A 17,461-nucleotide genomic window follows, 5' to 3' on the forward strand; every position below is an offset into this window, starting at 1 on the left:
GGCGCCCTCCCTCCATCCGGGAGCCCGTTCGCCGAGCCGGGGCGCGCCTTGGCGAAGTCGCTTGTCGCGACGCCTTTATGACGATAGCCTGAAATTGGAGAATGGTCCTGTCGTGGGGATTGAGGATCGCTCGGGGGTGAGGAAACAATGAGGCTATTTGCGAGGGCGTGCGCCGCGTTGCTGATGATTTCGGCCACGACTGAAACTATGCAGGCCGAGGAGCCGTCGATCGATCTGAAACTGTTCGGCAAGCAGGAAATCGAGGGGGGCCTGAGCGCCTGCCATCTCGCCTTCTGGCAACGCAACAAAAACCCGGACGCCGACCAATACGCCTATATCCTCTACATGCCCTATGACGGCGAGGGAAAGCCGACCCAGGCGCGGATCGAAATCGGCAAGGAGCGGCTTGCGCTGACGGAGACGGCGCGCGGCGACATCAACCTTCCCTCGCGGCTCGGTTATCGCCTGTATTCCAGCGACGATGACGCTACCCATGTCGTCCTGCACATCATGGAGGCGTCGGAAGAAGGATCGCTGGTGACCGTCGACAGGGCCCGCATCATCGTGGTTCGGGAGGATCTGCCGCCTTTCGTCGCGAGCGCCAAGGGCGTGATCGGCTGTCCCGGATCGGCGAGCTCCGACGCGACGCCATCGCAGACAGATCCCCCGGCGGAAAGCACGCCGGCCGCGCCCGCCGCCCTTGCCTATGCCGGACCCGATGGACTTCCGATCGGCGCGCCGAAACTCCTGGCCTCGACCCAGGACGTGCCGGCCGCCGTCCGCAAGGAGATCGCCACTTACGCGCCCGACCAATGCAGCGACCCCGAAACGCTCGCCTATCCCGGCCAGCGCTATCAGCTGTCGGAAAGCTCCATACTCTGGGAAGTCCCCTGCTTCCTCGGCGCTTATCAGGGATCGAGCGTCTTCGCCATTACCCAGGATCCGCCCGGCGACTGGGCGACGCTGCTGACCCTGCCCAATCCGCCGGCGCTGGAAGGCGAAAACAATGTCCAGATGATGAGCGCCGAGTTGAAGCCGGAGCGCGGCCTGTTCATCTCGACTGAGCTCGGCAGCGGCGGCGGCGATTGCGGCGTCTATCGCGTCTTCCGCCTGATGGATGCGCCGGGAGAAACTCTGGAATTTCAGCTGATGGAATATCGCGAAAAGGTGAACTGCGACGGTGTGGTGAGCGAGCCCCCGTCCTGGCCGCTTCAGTTCAGCGCTTCGAACTGAGCTTATCCGTCACGCCTCGATCAGATCGAGCAGACGCAGCGCTTCGACATTGCCGGGATCGAGCGTGAGCGCCCGCTGTCCGAGATCGGCGGCGCGGCGGGCGTCGCGGCAGGCTATGCAGATCGAGCCCAGTTCCGTAAGCGCGGCGACGCTGTCCGGCTCCAAAGCCAGCGCCGCCTCGAGCGCTTCGCGCGCCTTCCAGATCTTGCCCGCCCGAAACAGGGCGCGGCCCAACTGGATCGCATGTTCGGCCACGCCGGGCTCCAGCCGCGCCGCGTTTTCGAAATGCGCGGCCGCGGCGACATAATTCTGGTTGCGGAGATGGATCGCGCCGATGCGGGCGTTGAGCAGCCCGACCTCGACGCCGAGGCTCAATGTCTGCGAAAAGAGATCCGCCGCCTCGTTGACCTGGCCCAGGCGCAGGAAGAGTTCGGCGATATTGAACGACGCCTGATGGGCGGTCGCCACGAGCTGATCGCCGCGCGCGCGATCTTCGGCCAGCATCGGCGCGTCGCGACGCTTGGCGAAATCGAGCGCCGCCTCGACGAGCGGCGCCAATCTGTCGCGCTGGGCGCGGACCGCGTCGATATGGTTCATTCCGTTTTCCTGCATGGCCATTGCCGAGCTTTGCCGTTCGAGACTTGCCCGAGCCTATTGCCCCTTGTTGGATTGATCAGGCGAAAGCAGCGTTTCGAGTAGTTCCGCAGCAACCAGCGCCGCAATCACGTCCGGCCGCTTGTCTCGCAGCCGCTCGCCGCCGATCGGCAGGATCAGACGGTCCATCAGGTCGGGACCATGGCCTGAATCGCGCAGATAGGAGGCGAAGACGCCGCGCTTGGTCTTGGAGCCGATCATGCCGACATAGGCGAGATCGTCCCGCAACAACGCTTCCGAAGCGATCAGGAAATCAAGCGCGTGGTCATGGGTGAGAACGACCGCCGCCCCGCCCGGCCGGATCGCCGCCACCGCCTCTTCCGGCATGGCCAGCAAACGCCTATTGATCCCAGGATCGAGAAGATCGAGCTCTTCCGGCCGGCTTTCGATGACGGTGAGCCGCAACGGCAAAACTGCGAGCGCCCGCGCGAGCGCGCGCCCGACATGACCGGCGCCGAACAGATAGACATCCGGCGCGCCGGCCGCCTCGCGCGTCAGCCGCGCTTCGATCTCATCCCTCAGCGCCTGATCCAGCCGCCGCAGTCTCAGCGTCACGCGTCCGCCGCAGCATTGTCCGGTGTCGGGGCCGAGGGTGAAATCCATGCGCTGCTCAGCGCGACCGTCATTCAGCATCGCGCGGGCGAGATCGATGGCGTCGAATTCAAGATGCCCGCCGCCGACGGTGCCGTGAATGGACGCTGCGCCCACAAGCATGAAGGCCCCCGCCTCGCGCGGCGTCGAGCCCCTGGCGGAGACGACCTCGATCAGAACGAGGTCGCCGGCGGGTAGATGGGCGTCAGGCATTGATGGTCAGGCCTTCCGCATCCGCTCCACCGCCATCAGCACGCGCTCGGGCGTCGCCGGCGCGTCGAGCTGCGGGCAGCGCGTGTAATCGCCGACCGAGGCTACCGCCATCGACAGCGCTTCCAGCACGGACACGCCCAGCATGAAGGGCGGCTCGCCGACCGCCTTGGAGCGGCCGATGGTCATCTCGCGGTTTTCCGACCATTCGGCGAGATCGACATTGAAGACGGCGGGACGGTCGGAGGCGAGCGGGATCTTGTAGGTCGACGGCGCATGCGTCCTGAGGCGTCCCTTGCCGTCCCACCACAATTCCTCGGTGGTCAGCCAGCCCATGCCCTGCACGAAAGCGCCTTCGACCTGGCCCTTGTCGATGGCCGGGTTCAGCGACTTGCCGACATCGTGAAGAATATCGGTGCGGTCGATGATGTATTCGCCGGTCAGCGTGTCGATCGAGACTTCCGAGCAGGACGCGCCATAGGCGTAATAGAAGAACGGCCGGCCCATGCCCTTGGCGCGATCCCAATGGATCTTCGGCGTCTTGTAGAAGCCCGCCGCCGACAGATGCACCCGCGCCATATAGGCCTGCTTGATGAAAGTCGGGAACGGGATTTCCTCGTCGCCGACCCGCACGCGGTTGGGCAGAAACTCGACCGACGCCGCCGGCACGCCCCATTTTTCCGCCGCGAAGGAATAGAGCCGGTCTTTCAGCTGGCGCGCCGCGTCATAGGCCGCCATGCCGTTGAGATCCGAGCCGGAGGATGCCGCCGTCGCCGACGTGTTCGGCACCTTGCCGGTGGTGGTGGCGGTGATCTTGACCCGTTCGATATCGATCTGGAATTCGTCGGCGATCACCTGGGCGACCTTGGTGTAGAGGCCCTGCCCCATTTCCGTGCCGCCGTGATTGAGATGGATGGAGCCGTCCTGATAGATATGCACCAGCGCGCCCGCCTGATTATAGGGCGTGAAGGTGAAGGAGATGCCGAATTTCACCGGCGTCAGCGCGATGCCCTTGCGGATGACCCGTGAGGTCTTGTTGAAGTCGACGATCGCGGCGCGGCGCGCCTGATAATCGGCGCTGGTTTCCAGCTCATCCACGATCCGGTGGATGACATTGTCCTCGACCTTCTGGTGATAGGGCGTCAGGCAGCGCTCGTCGCCCTCGATCGCGTAGAAATTCTTCTTGCGGATCTCGAGCGGGTCCTTGCCGAGCGCATAGGCCACTTCCTCGATGATGCGTTCGGCGCCCACCAGCCCCTGCGGGCCGCCGAAGCCGCGAAAGGCGGTGTTGGAGACGGTGTTGGTCTTGATCGGCTCCGAGGTCAGCAGCACGTCGGGATAGAAATAGGCGTTGTCGGCGTGAAACAGCGCGCGGTCCGTCACCGGTCCCGAAAGGTCGGCGGCGAAACCGCAGCGGGCGGCGTAATTGGCCTTCACCGCGAGAATATTGCCGTCGTCGTCGAAGCCGGTTTCATACTCGACGAGAAAGTCATGACGCTTGCCGGTCATGGTCATGTCTTCATCGCGGTCGGGACGGAATTTCACGGCGCGCTTCAGCTTGCGGGCGGCGATGGCCGCGAGCGCTGCGAACTGGTTGCCCTGCGTCTCCTTGCCGCCGAAGCCGCCGCCCATGCGTCGGGTCATCACGGTGATGGCGTTATTGGGCACATGCAGGATGGTCGCCACCATATGCTGTACTTCTGAGGGATGCTGGGTGGAGGACCAGATGGTCATCTCGTCGTCCTCGCCGGGAATGGCGAGCGCGATATGGCTTTCGAGATAGAAATGCTCCTGTCCGCCGATGCGCATCTGCCCCTTGAGCCGCCGCGGCGCCTTTTCGAGGCTTGAAACGACGTCGCCGCGCTTCAGCGTCATCGGCTTGGTCACGGTGGGATAATCGAGCGCGCGGGCGTCGAGGATGTCGGTTGCGTGCGGCAGGTCGCGATAGGTAAAGCGGGCCTTGCGGGCCGCCGCGCGGGCGATCTCGCGGGTCTCGGCCACCACGGCGAAGGCCATCTGGCCGTGGAATTCGACTTTCTTTTCGGCCAGCAGCGGCTCGTCGCCGGTATGGCCGGGACCGATATCGTTATGGCCCGGGATATCCTTGTGGGTCAGCACGAGCTTGACGCCCGGCATCGCCTCGACCTCGGACAGATCCATTTCCAGGATCTCGGCATGGGCGCGATCGGTGAGGCCCGCCGCCATATGCAGCGTGCCCTCGGGCGCCTGCATGTCATCGATATAATCGGCCTCGCCGGTGACATGCTTATGCGCGCTGTCATGCCGGCGATCCCGGTGCATCGAGCCCGAGATCTCGGATTTGAAGGTCATGTCGATCTTGTTCATCGGGAGCCTCCCGCAACGCGGCGGACGAGTTCTGCTTCCTCGCCCTGCGTTTCCAGATAAAAGCGCGTCAACAGATTGCGCGCCGTGGTCATGCGATAGTCTGCGCTCGCGCGCCAATCGCTGAGCGGCGAAAAGTCCTCTGCCATCAGCGCGGCAGCAGAGACAACGTTGGCTTCAGTCCATTCTTGGCCCAACAGGTGAGCCTCGACCGAAGCCGCCCGCTTGGGCGTGCCAGCCATGCCGCCGAAGGCGAGCCTGATCTCGGCGACCTTGCCTTCGCCGTCGAGCTGCAGGAGAAATGCGCCCAGCACGGCGGTGATGTCCTCGTCGCGGCGCTTGGAGAGTTTGTAGACCGAGAAATGGGCGTTTTCAGGAAGGTCGGGAACGCTGACGCTCTCGACGAATTCGTGGCGCTGCCGATCCTGCTTGCCATAGTCGATGAAGAAATCTTCGAGCGCCAGCGTTCGTGGACCTTCCCGAGACGCCAGCGTGACGCTGGCGCCGAGCGCAATCAGCGCCGGCGGCGTATCGCCGATCGGCGAGCCATTGGCGATATTGCCGCCGATCGTGCCCATATTGCGCACCTGCTCGCCGCCGATGCGCGGCAAAAGCTTGCCGAAGGCCGGATGCGAGGCCGACAGCGCGCTCAGCGCCTGCGAGTAGGTGACGCCGGCGCCGATCCGCGTCGCGCCGTCCTGACGCGTGATGGCCTGGAGCGCGTCGAGCCCGCCGATGAACACTACCGGATTGATGGGCCGCATCTGCTTGGTCACCCAGAGGCCGACATCTGTGGAGCCTGCGACGATGGTGGCGTGCGGATGCCGGGCGAGATAATCGGCGAGTTCAGCCGTCGTCGAGGGAATGAAGAAGGCGTCGTCGCCCTTGATCACCTCGACCGAACCCAGCTCCTTGATCGCGGCGAGTTCCTCCGTCACCCGGTGGCGCGTCGCCTCGATGGGATCGAAGACGTCGGAGGGCCTGAGACGGGCCGCCTGCTCCGCCGCCTTCACGATCGGCTCATAGCCTGTGCAGCGACAGAGATTGCCTTGCAGCGCCTGCTCGATGCGGGCGCGGGACGGATTGTCCTCGGACAGCCACAGGCCATAGAGCGACATCACGAAACCAGGCGTACAGAAGCCGCATTGCGAGCCGTGACAATCGACCAGCGCCTGCTGGATCGGATTGAGCATGCCTTCGGGGCTTTTGAGATGTTCGACCGTTACAACATGCGTCGCGTCGAGCGATCCCATGAAGCGGATGCAGGCGTTGACGCTCTCATACACCAGGCGTCCTTGCCACAGCCGCCCGACCAGCACCGTACAGGCGCCGCAATCTCCCTCCGCGCAACCTTCCTTGCTGCCGGTCAGCCGCCGATCGAGCCGAAGCCAATCGAGCAGGGTCAAACGCGGCGAGATTGCGCCGAGTTCGACCGTTTCGCCATTCAGAAGGAAGCGGATTGTGGTGCGTGAAGTCATGATGCCGCCAGTCGCGATTTGATCTTAACGCAGCAGCCTGTGCGCAGATGCACAAAAGCGCAAGAGTCAATTTTGCCCGTGTTTACCTTTTGATCAAACTCTCGCGAGCGCGCAGATGTGGAAGGCGCGTTTGTTTTCCTTTGACTTTCGTTTTGAGTTCAGATTGAAAATTGGAAAAAGGATGGGAGGATCCAATGAGCGGTTACATTCTGGCGATCGACCAGGGCACCACGTCCAGCCGGGCTATCGTCTTCAATGGCGAGATGAAGGCCGTGGCGCGCGGCCAGAAGGAATTCACCCAGATCTTCCCGCAATCCGGCTGGGTCGAGCACGATCCCGAAGAGATCTGGGAATCGACGCTCTGGTCGGTGCGCACCGCGCTTACGGAGAGCGGGCTCAAGGCCTCCGACATCTCGGCGATCGGCATCACCAATCAGCGCGAGACGGTCGTCGTCTGGGATCGCGCCACCGGCAAGGCGATCCACAACGCCATCGTCTGGCAGGACCGCCGCACCGCGAAATTCTGCGAAGACCTGAAGGCCGCTGGTCATGAGCCACTGTTTACCGAAAAGACCGGCCTGCTGCTCGATCCCTATTTCTCCGGCACCAAGCTTTCATGGCTGCTCGGTCATGTCGAGGGCGCGCGCGAGCGGGCGAAAAAGGGCGAGCTCTGCTTCGGCACCGTCGACGCCTTCCTGCTCTGGCGGCTGACCGGCGGCAAGAGCTTCCTGACCGACGCCACCAACGCCTCCCGCACGCTGATCTACAACATCGCCGACAATGCCTGGGACGAAGAACTTCTCGACCTGCTCGACATTCCCGCCGCCATGCTGCCCGAGGTGCGCGATTGCGCCAGCGACTTCGGCGTCACCACGGCGGATCTCTTCGGCGCTGAAATCCCGATCCTCGGCGTCGCGGGCGACCAGCAGGCGGCGACCATCGGCCAGGCCTGCTTCAAACCGGGCATGCTGAAATCCACCTATGGCACCGGCTGCTTCGCGCTGCTCAACACCGGCGCCGACCGCGTGCCGTCGAAGAACCGTCTTCTGACGACCATCGCCTATCGCCTGGACGGCAAAACCACCTATGCGCTGGAAGGGTCGATCTTCATCGCCGGCGCCGCCGTGCAATGGCTGCGCGACGGGTTGAAGATCATCAAATCCGCCGGCGAAACCGCCGAACTCGCCGAAAGCGCCGATCCCAACCAGCAGGTCTATCTCGTGCCCGCCTTTACAGGGCTCGGCGCACCCTGGTGGGACGCCGAAGCGCGCGGCGCGATCTATGGCCTCACCCGCAATTCAGGCCCCGCAGAATTCGCCCGCGCCGCGCTCGAAAGCGTCTGCTATCAGACGCTCGATCTGCTCGACGCCATGCACAAGGACTGGCAGGCCGACGGCAAGGAAACCGTGCTGCGCGTCGACGGCGGCATGGTCGCCTCCGACTGGACCATGCAGGCGCTTTCAGATATTCTCGACGCGCCCGTCGACCGTCCGCAGATCCTCGAAACCACCGCGCTCGGCGCCGCCTGGCTCGCCGGCTCCCGCGCCGGCGTCTGGCCCGACATGGCCGGCTTCTCGGCCAACTGGGCGCTCGACCGGCAGTTCACGCCTGAGATGGATGATGAGACCCGAAAAGCTAAGGTCGAGGGCTGGAACAAGGCGGTGAGGAAGACGCTGGAGGTCTAAGTTGACACGCGAAAGGGATTAACAATTCGAACTAGCCCGTCGATGGACTGGCCATCTTGCATGTCCTCACTGTAAACCGTATCGCAGCCGCTTTGGACGGCGGCTGCCACAATCATCGCGTCGTAAATCGAAAAGCGATAACGTTCTGAAATATTTAGCGCGATCTCGTGTGTCGTCAGGTCAATCGACGCCACCTCCGCCACTTGCCTTAAAACGGCGAGGAAGGACCTCACATCGCTCCATGGCAACGACTTCTTGCGAAGCATGACGTTGCAAGCCTCATTCAAGACCTGAACGCTGATCACGCAACCACCGTTCACGACTTGGCGCGCTCGCTCCGCCTTGGCTCTATCGCGTGAAAGCATGTAGAGTACGATATTCGTGTCAACAAAAATGCGCCTCACCTCGCTCACCGTCGCTCGTTCGCTTCATCCCTGTTGAAGATAAAGTCAGCCGGGAGCTTCCCTTCGAATGTCCGAAGCTTTTCCATGAGATCTTCTCGGCTTGGCGCGCGAGCAACTTCAAAGTCATGTGCGGATATCGCCCGAACCTTAACCTCATCCCCCGGCTTCAATCCCAGTTCCTCGACCACAGAGGCAGGCAGACGCAGAGCCAAACTGTTGCCCCATTTAGAAACCTGCATGCACAGCTCCTCAGTTGAATTTGATATACATTGCTACGCTGTATATCATCATACGAAACCCGTGTCTTCAAGGCCGCATATGAAATTGTCGCTTCCGTCGCGGTGGATCTCCCCCTCCCCCTGATCGCCCCCTGGGGTCGGCGCTGAGCCGCGTCTGACACAGTGTTCGCTTCCCCGCCCCTTTCCTCGTCGCGCGAAAATGGCCATATCCGTTGCAAACAGGAGTTTACGATGGAACTGGGCCTCTACACTTTCGCCGACGTCAATCCAGATCCGGCTCCCGGCGAGCGCGGGAAGGATGCGGAGCGGCGCATTCGGGAGTTGATCGCGGAAATCGAACTCGCCGATCAGGTCGGCCTCGACGTCTTCGGTCTGGGCGAGCATCATCGCCGCGATTACGCGGCGTCCGCGCCCGGCGTCATTCTCGCGGCCATCGCCGCCCGCACGAGCAAGATCCGTCTGACCAGCGCCGTCTCGGTGCTCAGTTCCGATGATCCGGTGCGCGTCTACCAGCAATACGCCACGCTCGACCTGATCGCCAGGGGGCGCGCGGAACTGATGGTCGGCCGCGGCTCCTTCATCGAAAGTTTCCCGCTGTTCGGCCAGAGCCTGGATGATTACGACCAGTTGTTCGAGGAGAAGCTCGACCTGCTGCTGACCGTGCGCGACAACGAGATCGTCACCTGGCAAGGCGGCGAGACGCGGGCGCCGATCAACGGCCGCGGCGTCTATCCCCGCTCGTTTCAGGACAAGCTGCCGATCTGGATCGCCGTCGGCGGAACGCCGCAATCGGTGGCCCGCGCCGGCTATCTCGGCCTGCCCATGGCCCTGGCCATCATCGGCGGCGAACCGGCGCGGTTTGCGCCGCTCTTCGATCTCTACCGGCAGGCGGCGGAGAAAGGCGGCCATGATCCGGCGCAACTGAAGACGTCGATCAATGTCCACGGCTTCGTCGCCGATACGGATCAGACCGCCGTGGACCAGTTCTACGGTCCCTCGAGCGCGGTGATGAACCGCATCGGACGCGAACGCGGCTGGGGTCCGTCGAGCCGGGCGCAATATGACCGCTCCACGGGGCCAGAAGGCGCGCTGTTCATCGGCGATCCGGAAACGCTGGCGCGCAAGATCATCGCCCACCACGAGATCTTCCGCAACGACCGGTTCCTGTTGCAGATGGCGATCGGCCTTATGCCGCATGACCAGTTGATGCGCGGCATCGAACTCTATGGAACCAAGGTCGCCCCCATCGTCCGCGACGCGATCGGCGGTTGACGTTTCGCGCCGAAGCGTCGATAGGCTTTGGCGCGAAAGGACGTGGCGTATGGTTGTCGAAACGGATGATGAGCTGCAGAAGCTGAAGGAAATCGGCCGGATCTGCGGGCTGACGCTGAAGAAGATGTCGGAGGCCATCCAGCCCGGCATGACCACGGCGGAACTGGACGCGATCGGCCGCAGGCTTCTGGAGCAGGAGGGCGCGCAATCCGCGCCCGAGGAATGCTACAAGTTCCCCGGCGCCACCTGTATCAGCGTCAATGAAGAGGTCGCCCACGGCATCCCGGGCGACCGGGCGCTCAAGCCGGGCGATCTCGTCAACATCGACGTCTCGGCCGTCAAGGATGGTTTCTTCGCCGATACCGGCGCCTCCTTCATCATGGCGCCGATCGCCTCGCGCACGGAAAAGCTCTGCCGCGACGGCAAGCGCGCCATGTGGACCGGCATCAACCAGGTCCGCGCCGGCCAGCCATATGCGAAGATCGGCAACGCTATCGGCGAGTTCGCCCGAAAGAACCGCTACACGTTGATCCAGAACCTCGCCAGCCACGGCGTCGGCCGTTCGCTGCATGAGGAACCCTCGGAACTCTCTACCTGGCCCGACCCGTCGGAGCGCCGGCTGATCGAGAACGGCCAGGTTTTCACCGTCGAACCCTTCCTGTCGCTCGGCGCCAGTTGGGCCGAGGGCGGCGACGATCCATGGACGCTGTATAGCGAGCCACGCGCGCTCACCGTGCAGTTCGAACACACGCTCATCGCCACCCGGACCGCGCCGGTGATTCTCACTCTCGTCGATTGACCACTCGAAAATCCGGAACCACTCCCCGCTGCGCACGTTTGACGTGAGGGCGAAAAGGGAGCTTGGTTTTCATGATGATAGACCCAATTCGCTCGTCGCGGCTTGCGTTGGCGCTGTCATCGCTGCTACTCTACAGCGGGGCGCATGCGCAAACGCTCGCCCCGAGGGAAGAAACCACCGGATCGATCCCGGCGCCTGGCTTGCACCAAGGGACAAGTTCATACTCGCAAGCGCAGGCGCGCGCCCGCATGGAAGCCATGGGCTTTGTCGCGATCGGCGAGCTATGGCTCGACAACAAGGGCGTGTGGCGGGGAGTGGCGACATCAGGCGCAAGACGCGTCGATGTGAGCCTGGACAATCAGGGAAAGGTAGCCGCGAGACCACGGATCGATCTCAATTGAAGCCTCGTGAACAGGACGAAAGGAACGCCGATGAAGACCGTGATAGGACTTTTTGACGCCTACGCCCAAGCACAGGACACCGTGACGGCGCTGAAGATGACCGGCATCGCCTCGGATGATATTTCCGTCATCACCAGTCAAGCCGAGGCGGAACGCCTCGACCAGGCGCAATCTGCGGAAGCCGGCGATCTGCCCGCTTTCAACTCGATGTTCAACAGCGCCAAAGGTCTTCTGAACGGCCTGATCGGCGCAGATGTGGTCGAAGACCACGCGCATGTCTATGCCGAGAGCGTCAAGCGCGGCGGCGTGCTGCTGGCGGTTCGCATCCACGACGATCGCGAGGGCGAGGTGAAGCGTGTCATGGCGCGTCATGACGCCATCGACGCCGATGACCGTCGCAAGCTCTATCTCGACGAAGGCTGGCGCGGCGTAGAAGCGGCATTTCCGCTCGACGCCGCCCCCGCGATCCGGCCGGATCGCAGCAGCTATCGCGCCCAGGTGGCGCGTCCCTGATCAGGGAATTGAGGCTCTAGGGTGGCGGCTTCGGCCGCCATCCGTGTTTTGGCCTTCGAAATTGTTATGCATGCTTCACAAATTGTCATTTGTCACGCCAGGCCCTCGGGACCATATCCGCTGCACTGCAACAGGACCGGCGATGATGTCCTCGACTTCTCCAGTTTTTCGCGACGACCATGCGCGCGCCGCAGCCATGTCCGGCGCTGTCGCCATGGCGGCCGCCATGGGTTTCGGCCGCTTTTCCTTCACCCCCATCTTGCCGGGCATGATCTCGGAGCTCGGCCTGAGCGCCAGCGCATCGGGCCTGATCGCGGCAGGCAATTTCGCGGGCTATCTCGTCGGAGCGCTGCTCGCCGCGCTCCATTGGGCGACTGGACGGGAGCGGCAAACGGCGCTCGCGGCGCTTGCGGCCAATGCCGTGCTCCTCGCTTTGATGGCCGCGACCGACAATGTGCTGGTCTTCACCTTCATCCGCTTTCTCTCTGGCGTCGCCAGCGCCTTTGCGATGATTTTCACCAGTTCCGTGGTGCTGGGCCATGCCGCCCGCATCGGCGGCGAACGCATCCAGTCCGCCCATTTCGGCGGCGTCGGGGTCGGCATCGCCGCCTCATCGGCGCTGGTCTATGCGCTCGGCCGGATTGCACCCGGCGCCTGGCGGCTCGATTGGCTGGCCGGCGGGGCGGTCAGCCTTGCGGCCTTCGTTCTGGTCCTCGTCCTTCTACCGCCGATGGTTTCAGGCTCTTCGGCGCCACAGCGAGAGCCGCGTCTCGTCTGGACGCGCCAGTTCTCGAGGCTGGTATTGTCCTATGGCCTGTTCGGCTTCGGCTATGTCGTCACCGCCACATTCATCGTCGCGATGATCCGGCTCGCGAATCTCGGCGCAAGCGTCGAATTCCTGAGCTGGTTCCTCACCGGCTGCGCCGCGACGCTGTCGCTGATCGCCTGGCGACCGCTGATGCAGCGGCTGGGTCTCGGCGGCGCCTATCTCGCCGCGCTCGCGCTGGAAGCCGTGGGCGTCGCAGCCTCGGTGCTGCTGCGCGGACCGGTCGCGCCTTTGCTGGGCGGGGTCGCGCTCGGGGCGACCTTCATGGTCATCACCGCCTACGGCCTGCGGCTCACCCGCGATCTCGCCCCCGACAGTCCTCGCCGCGCCTTCGCCCTGATGACCGCCGCTTTCGGCCTCGGCCAGATCGCCGGCCCGCTGGTGGCGGGCAGCGTCGCCGAATGGAGCGGCGGATTCACCCTGCCGAGCCTCTTGGCGGCGGGCGCTCTGGCGTTCTCGGCGCTGATCGCGCTGCCGCTGCGACTGAGCGAAAAATGACCGGAGCCTGACCGGGAAATTACATTCTCGTTAGGCGGCTCGCCCGCCATTGCGAGCGGAATCGAACTCTATTAGGGTCGCGCGAAAATGACGTCCGGCAAAGCCGGCAAGCGGAGATCCCAGCCTTGTTTGAATCCTTTTTCCCGAAACCGAAGCTGGCTTTGATCGCTGCCTTCGTCTGGTTCGCGGTCGGCCTCGCAGTTTGGTTCACAATCGCTCCGGATCTCCAGGCATGGTTGGGCATGCAGGCGCGACCGGGCACACCGCCGGATGATCTCAGCTACTTCGTCACCCCCGATAACATCTTCTTCTACGCCTATTTCCTGACATTCCTGATCAGCTTCGGCGTCTTCTGGACCATCATCGGCGGCGATCACCCGTGGAAAAGATGGTCGATCTGGGGCAGCATCTACATCACGTTTTTCACTTATTTCTCGGTGGATACGAGCGTCGCCATCACCTATTGGCGCGGCCCGTTCTACAACATGATCGTGGAAGCGTTGAACAAGCCGGGGACGGTCAGCCAGGCCGAAATCTACTACGGCGCCTTCAAGTTTTTCCAGATCGCCAGCGTCAGCATTACGGCAGCGGTCTTCACGCTGTTCTTCACAAGTCACTATCTGTTTCGCTGGCGCAATGCCATGACCGACTATTACTACGATCGCTGGACCAAGGTGCGCCATCTCGAAGGCGCGTCACAGCGTATTCAGGAAGACACGATGCGCTTCTCGCGCACCGTTGAGGGCTTGGGCACCAGCCTCATCGGTTCGTTTATGACGCTGATCGTCTACCTGCCGCTCCTGGCGACGCTTTCCGAGAACGTGAAGGAATTGCCGATCATCGGCGAGATCCCGCATCCGCTCATGTTCGCGGCGATCTTCTGGTCGATTTTCGGTACGCTTCTGATGATCGTCGCCGGTATCAAGCTGCCAGGCCTCGAGTTTCAAAATCAGCGCGTCGAAGCGGCCTATCGTAAGGAACTCGTCTACGGAGAAGACTCGCCCGAGAGGGCAGAACCCGTGACCGTGCGTGAGCTGTTCGCGAATATCCGGAAGAACAACTTCCGAATGTTCTGGCATTACAGCTACTTCAATTTCTTCCGATATCTCTACCTTCAGACGGACAACATCTTCCCGATCCTGATCCTCGTGCCGTCGTTCGCGGCCGGCGTCATCACCTTCGGAGCTTTCCAGCAGATCCGGGACGCTTTCGGCAACGTCACCAGTTCCTTCCAGTATCTGGTCAACAGCTGGCCGACGATGATCGAGCTGATCTCGATCTACAAGCGTCTCCAGGCCTTCGAAGCCGCCATGAATGACGAGCCTCTGCCTTCGCTCGATCAGAAATTCATCGAATCCGGCGGAGAGGAGAAGGTCTAAAGCCCGCTCGCGCCGGCCATCCCCCGCATCTCCATCGCCTGCGTGTAGCTCACGCAGGCGACGTCATTTTTGGAGCAGGTCTCGCCGAGAAACGTCTCCAGCGCATCCCAATAGGCGCCGCCGTTCATCTCGACGAAATGGAAGCCGAGCTGCAGCGGAATGCGCTTGCCCTGATATTGCGTCTCGAAGGCGTTGCGGAAGGCGGCAAGCGTCCGCACCTCGAATTGCCGGGCGCGGCCGGGCGAATTCAACCCGCCGGAATGGCGGACATAGAGATTGTAGTCCATGCCGATGACCGGCCGTCCCTCCGGTCCCTCGGGAATGCGCGGCAGAGCGAAGCGCATCAGGCCGCCATCGCGCTCAGGCTCCGCCGGCCCCTTGGAGACGAGGCTGGCGTCGAAGCGGAAGCCGTGATCGGAGAGCGCGGGCGCGAGACCCGGGCTGGTCGAGAGATAGGGCGCGCGAAAGCCGGTGATGTCCTTGCGCACGAAGTCGGCCCAGCCGTCCGGCTCCTTGTCCTCGACGCCATTGCGGGCCCAGGCGTTGAGAAGCGCATCGTCGAAGGCGTCGAACTCCGCCGACCAGTCGGCCCGCGCCCAATCCTTGCCGTCGAAATGACCGCAGGCATGCGAGCCGATGTCATGGCCATCGAGATGCGCCTGCCAGATATGTCCGAGCCGCGCCTGGATCTCCGGCACGGTCAGCGCCCAACCGGTCGCCGATTTCCCCGCCGCGTGATGCGGCGCGCGATAGCTTTTCCGGTCGGCCGGATTGATGAGATAGGTGCAGGACAGGAAATAGGTGAACGTCGCCCCGGTCCGTTTCCCCAGCGCCAGCGACCTTTCCCACAACCTGTTGTCATGCGCGCCATCGAAGGAAATCAGCACCAGTTGCTTGGGCCGATGCGGCGGATCGGCGAGCGCCGGGGCAGTGGTGAGAGCAACGGCGAGAGCGAGGCAGGATTTCAGTCGCATGGCAATTCCGGGCAGTTCAGGGGGAAAGCCGATTGCGCCGGAAATGGGGTGATTTGATGATTGAGAAGCTGCTGCGTGGGGTTACCCCCCTCTGCCCTGCCGGGCATCTCCCCCTCAAGGGGGGAGATTGGATGGGCGGATCGTCTTCCTGCGCCTCAAACGTAGACAACGCCGCAAACTCGGCAGATCGTTGGAGCGAGGCGCTACCACAGGTCAATCTCCCCCCCTTGAGGGGGAGATGGCCGGCAGGCCAGAGGGGGGGTGGCCCCACCCTCAGCGCCAACCTCATCCGATCGTCGCGCAGAAAGCGTCGAACCCGTCGAGCTTGACCATGGCGCCGTCGAAGCCGGGCTTGAAGCCGGGTAGCGCCAGTTGTTCCTTCACCGACACGGTGTCGGGCACGATGAAGCTCTGGGCCTCGCGCGTCAGGTTGAAGACGAACAGCAGCGCCTGATCGCCTTGGCGGCGGGTGAAGGCGAGCAGATCCTGATTGACCTGCAGGAAATGAAAATCGCCCTCGGTCATGGCCGGATGGCCGGCGCGGAAGGCCAGCGTGTCGCGGTAGTGGCTCAGCACCGAACCCGTCATGCCCTGCTGGGCGTCGACGGCGCGGATGCGGTGTTCCTCCGGCACCGGCAACCAGGGTTTGACGGTCGAGAAGCCGCCATAGGGCTGGCCCGCATCCCACACCATCGGCGTGCGGCATCCGTCGCGACCCTTGAAGGCCGGCCAGAAGCGCATGCCATAGGGGTCCTGCAGGTCCTCGTAAGCGATATCGGCTTCGGTCAGGCCGAGTTCCTCGCCCTGATAGAGGCAGACCGAGCCGCGCAACGACAAAAGCGTGGTGAGCGCGATCTTGGCGACGCGGTCCTGACTGTCGCCGGGCGCCATGAAGCGGCTGACATGACGCGGCACGTCGTGGTTCGAAAAGGCCCAGCAGATCCAGCCGTTGGCGGCCTGCGTTTCCACCGCCGTCACGCATTTGCGGATATGGGCGGCGGAAAAGTCGGGCGACAACAGGTCGAACGTGTAGCACATATGCAGCTTGTCGTCGCCGGCGGTATAGGCGGCCACCGTCTCCAGCGAGCGATAGCCGTCGCCGACTTCGCCCACCGTGGCGCGATCGTCATACTGGTCGAGCAGCGCCCGCAGGCGCTTGAGAAACTCGATATTCTCCGGCTGGGTCTTGTCGTAGAGATGGTTCTGATAGGTGTAGGGATTGGTGTCGGGCGCATCCTGCGCCGCCCCTTCCACCTGGATCTGCATCGGCGGATTGTCGCGCAGCGTCTTGTCGTGGAAATAGTAATTGACCGTGTCGAGACGAAAGCCGTCGACGCCGCGCTCCAGCCAGAATTTCACCGTGTCGAGCAGCGCGTCCTGGACGTCCGGATTGTGGAAGTTGAGGTCGGGCTGCGAGGTGAGGAAGTTGTGCATGTAATATTGCCGGCGCACGCCATCCCATTCCCAGGCCGGACCGCCGAAGATCGACAGCCAGTTGTTGGGCGCGGTGCCGTCGGGCTTGGGATCGGCCCAGATATACCAGTCGGCCTTGGGATTGTCGCGGCTCGTGCGGCTTTCCTTGAACCAGGGATGCTGGTCCGACGAATGCGAGATCACCTGGTCGATCATCACCTTGAGGCCGAGGCGATGGGCTTCCGCCACCATCTCGTCGAAATCGGCAAGCGTGCCGAACAGCGGATCGACATCGCAGTAATCGGAGACGTCATAGCCCATATCGGCCATCGGCGACTTGAAGAAAGGCGACAGCCAGATGGCGTCGACGCCGAGCGAGGCGATATGCGGCAGCCGCCGCGTGATGCCCTTGATCGTGCCGCTGCCGGATCCGTCCGGCGCCTGGTAGGAGCGCGGATAGATCTGATAGATCACCGCCCCACGCCACCAGTCTGCGCCGCTCTTTTTGATTGGACCCGAAGTCGCCATGCAAAGTCTCCGTCTGTAAAT

16 protein-coding genes are annotated in these 17,461 nt (G+C 63.2%); 8 read left to right on the forward strand and 8 right to left on the reverse strand.

Going from position 1 to position 17,461, the window contains the following annotated elements:
• The first annotated feature begins 183 nt into the window (after positions 1 to 183).
• Positions 184 to 1,233, forward strand: coding sequence for a DUF1176 domain-containing protein (locus OCK01_RS04895; protein ID WP_263822918.1), 1,050 nt, complete (start codon positions 184 to 186; stop codon positions 1,231 to 1,233).
• A 9-nt stretch (positions 1,234 to 1,242) separates the two neighbouring features.
• Here the strand turns inward: OCK01_RS04895 and OCK01_RS04900 are convergent, their stop codons facing one another.
• From OCK01_RS04900 to xdhA, 4 genes are read right to left on the reverse strand one after another with little or no spacing between them, the layout of a single operon-like run.
• A complete protein-coding gene (locus tag OCK01_RS04900; protein ID WP_263822919.1) occupies positions 1,243 to 1,830 on the reverse strand; it encodes a tetratricopeptide repeat protein in 588 nt (195 codons plus the stop codon).
• 54 nt (positions 1,831 to 1,884) lie between these two features.
• Positions 1,885 to 2,691 carry a xanthine dehydrogenase accessory protein XdhC gene (gene xdhC / locus OCK01_RS04905; protein ID WP_263822920.1) on the reverse strand — a complete coding sequence of 269 codons (807 nt, stop codon included), beginning with the start codon at positions 2,689 to 2,691 and terminating at the stop codon, positions 1,885 to 1,887.
• A 6-nt stretch (positions 2,692 to 2,697) separates the two neighbouring features.
• Positions 2,698 to 5,034: a xanthine dehydrogenase molybdopterin binding subunit gene (xdhB, locus tag OCK01_RS04910; RefSeq protein ID WP_263822921.1), complete on the reverse strand. Its 2,337-nt coding sequence runs from the start codon at positions 5,032 to 5,034 to the stop codon at positions 2,698 to 2,700.
• Positions 5,031 to 6,509 carry a xanthine dehydrogenase small subunit gene (gene xdhA, locus OCK01_RS04915; RefSeq protein ID WP_263822922.1) on the reverse strand — a complete coding sequence of 493 codons (1,479 nt, stop codon included), beginning with the start codon at positions 6,507 to 6,509 and terminating at the stop codon, positions 5,031 to 5,033. Before xdhA ends, xdhB begins: the two co-directional genes overlap by 4 nt.
• A gap of 194 nt (positions 6,510 to 6,703) precedes the next feature.
• Between xdhA and glpK the strand changes: the two genes are divergently transcribed.
• Entirely contained in the window at positions 6,704 to 8,194 is a 1,491-nt protein-coding gene (glpK, locus tag OCK01_RS04920) for a glycerol kinase GlpK (protein WP_263822923.1), read from the forward strand.
• Here glpK and OCK01_RS04925 read toward each other — a convergent pair.
• Together OCK01_RS04925 and OCK01_RS04930 are read right to left on the reverse strand one after the other, a co-directional pair.
• Positions 8,191 to 8,607 (reverse strand): PIN domain-containing protein, encoded by a 417-nt coding sequence (locus tag OCK01_RS04925; protein WP_263822924.1) that lies wholly within the window; start codon positions 8,605 to 8,607, stop codon positions 8,191 to 8,193. The genes glpK and OCK01_RS04925 overlap by 4 nt on opposite strands.
• Positions 8,604 to 8,837 carry an AbrB/MazE/SpoVT family DNA-binding domain-containing protein gene (locus OCK01_RS04930; protein ID WP_263822925.1) on the reverse strand — a complete coding sequence of 78 codons (234 nt, stop codon included), beginning with the start codon at positions 8,835 to 8,837 and terminating at the stop codon, positions 8,604 to 8,606. Before OCK01_RS04930 ends, OCK01_RS04925 begins: the two co-directional genes overlap by 4 nt.
• Before the next feature lie 231 nt (positions 8,838 to 9,068).
• Between OCK01_RS04930 and OCK01_RS04935 the strand changes: the two genes are divergently transcribed.
• The 6 genes from OCK01_RS04935 (at position 9,069) to sbmA (ending at position 14,525) form a co-directional block, all read left to right on the forward strand.
• A complete protein-coding gene (locus OCK01_RS04935; RefSeq protein WP_263822926.1) occupies positions 9,069 to 10,109 on the forward strand; it encodes an LLM class flavin-dependent oxidoreductase in 1,041 nt (346 codons plus the stop codon).
• A gap of 49 nt (positions 10,110 to 10,158) precedes the next feature.
• Positions 10,159 to 10,908: a type I methionyl aminopeptidase gene (gene map / locus OCK01_RS04940; protein WP_263822927.1), complete on the forward strand. Its 750-nt coding sequence runs from the start codon at positions 10,159 to 10,161 to the stop codon at positions 10,906 to 10,908.
• 71 nt (positions 10,909 to 10,979) lie between these two features.
• Positions 10,980 to 11,309 (forward strand): hypothetical protein, encoded by a 330-nt coding sequence (locus OCK01_RS04945; protein WP_263822928.1) that lies wholly within the window; start codon positions 10,980 to 10,982, stop codon positions 11,307 to 11,309.
• 30 nt (positions 11,310 to 11,339) lie between these two features.
• Positions 11,340 to 11,822, forward strand: coding sequence for a general stress protein (locus OCK01_RS04950; protein WP_263822929.1), 483 nt, complete (start codon positions 11,340 to 11,342; stop codon positions 11,820 to 11,822).
• A 145-nt stretch (positions 11,823 to 11,967) separates the two neighbouring features.
• Positions 11,968 to 13,146 (forward strand): MFS transporter, encoded by a 1,179-nt coding sequence (locus OCK01_RS04955; protein WP_263822930.1) that lies wholly within the window; start codon positions 11,968 to 11,970, stop codon positions 13,144 to 13,146.
• A 125-nt stretch (positions 13,147 to 13,271) separates the two neighbouring features.
• Complete coding sequence (gene sbmA, locus OCK01_RS04960; RefSeq protein ID WP_263822931.1) at positions 13,272 to 14,525, forward strand: peptide antibiotic transporter SbmA; 1,254 nt, start codon at positions 13,272 to 13,274, stop codon at positions 14,523 to 14,525.
• Here sbmA and OCK01_RS04965 read toward each other — a convergent pair.
• Both OCK01_RS04965 and OCK01_RS04970 read right to left on the reverse strand, forming a co-directional pair.
• The gene (locus OCK01_RS04965) at positions 14,522 to 15,499 is read right to left on the reverse strand and encodes a polysaccharide deacetylase (RefSeq protein WP_263822932.1); all 978 of its coding nucleotides are present in this window, start codon (positions 15,497 to 15,499) and stop codon (positions 14,522 to 14,524) included. The genes sbmA and OCK01_RS04965 overlap by 4 nt on opposite strands.
• Positions 15,500 to 15,784: 285 nt before the next feature.
• A complete protein-coding gene (locus OCK01_RS04970) occupies positions 15,785 to 17,440 on the reverse strand; it encodes an alpha-glucosidase (RefSeq protein ID WP_263822933.1) in 1,656 nt (551 codons plus the stop codon).
• Positions 17,441 to 17,461: the final 21 nt, after the last annotated feature.

Origin of the sequence: Rhizobium sp. TRM95796, from assembly GCF_025779995.1 — a bacterium.
GTDB lineage: Bacteria > Pseudomonadota > Alphaproteobacteria > Rhizobiales > Rhizobiaceae > Rhizobium_E.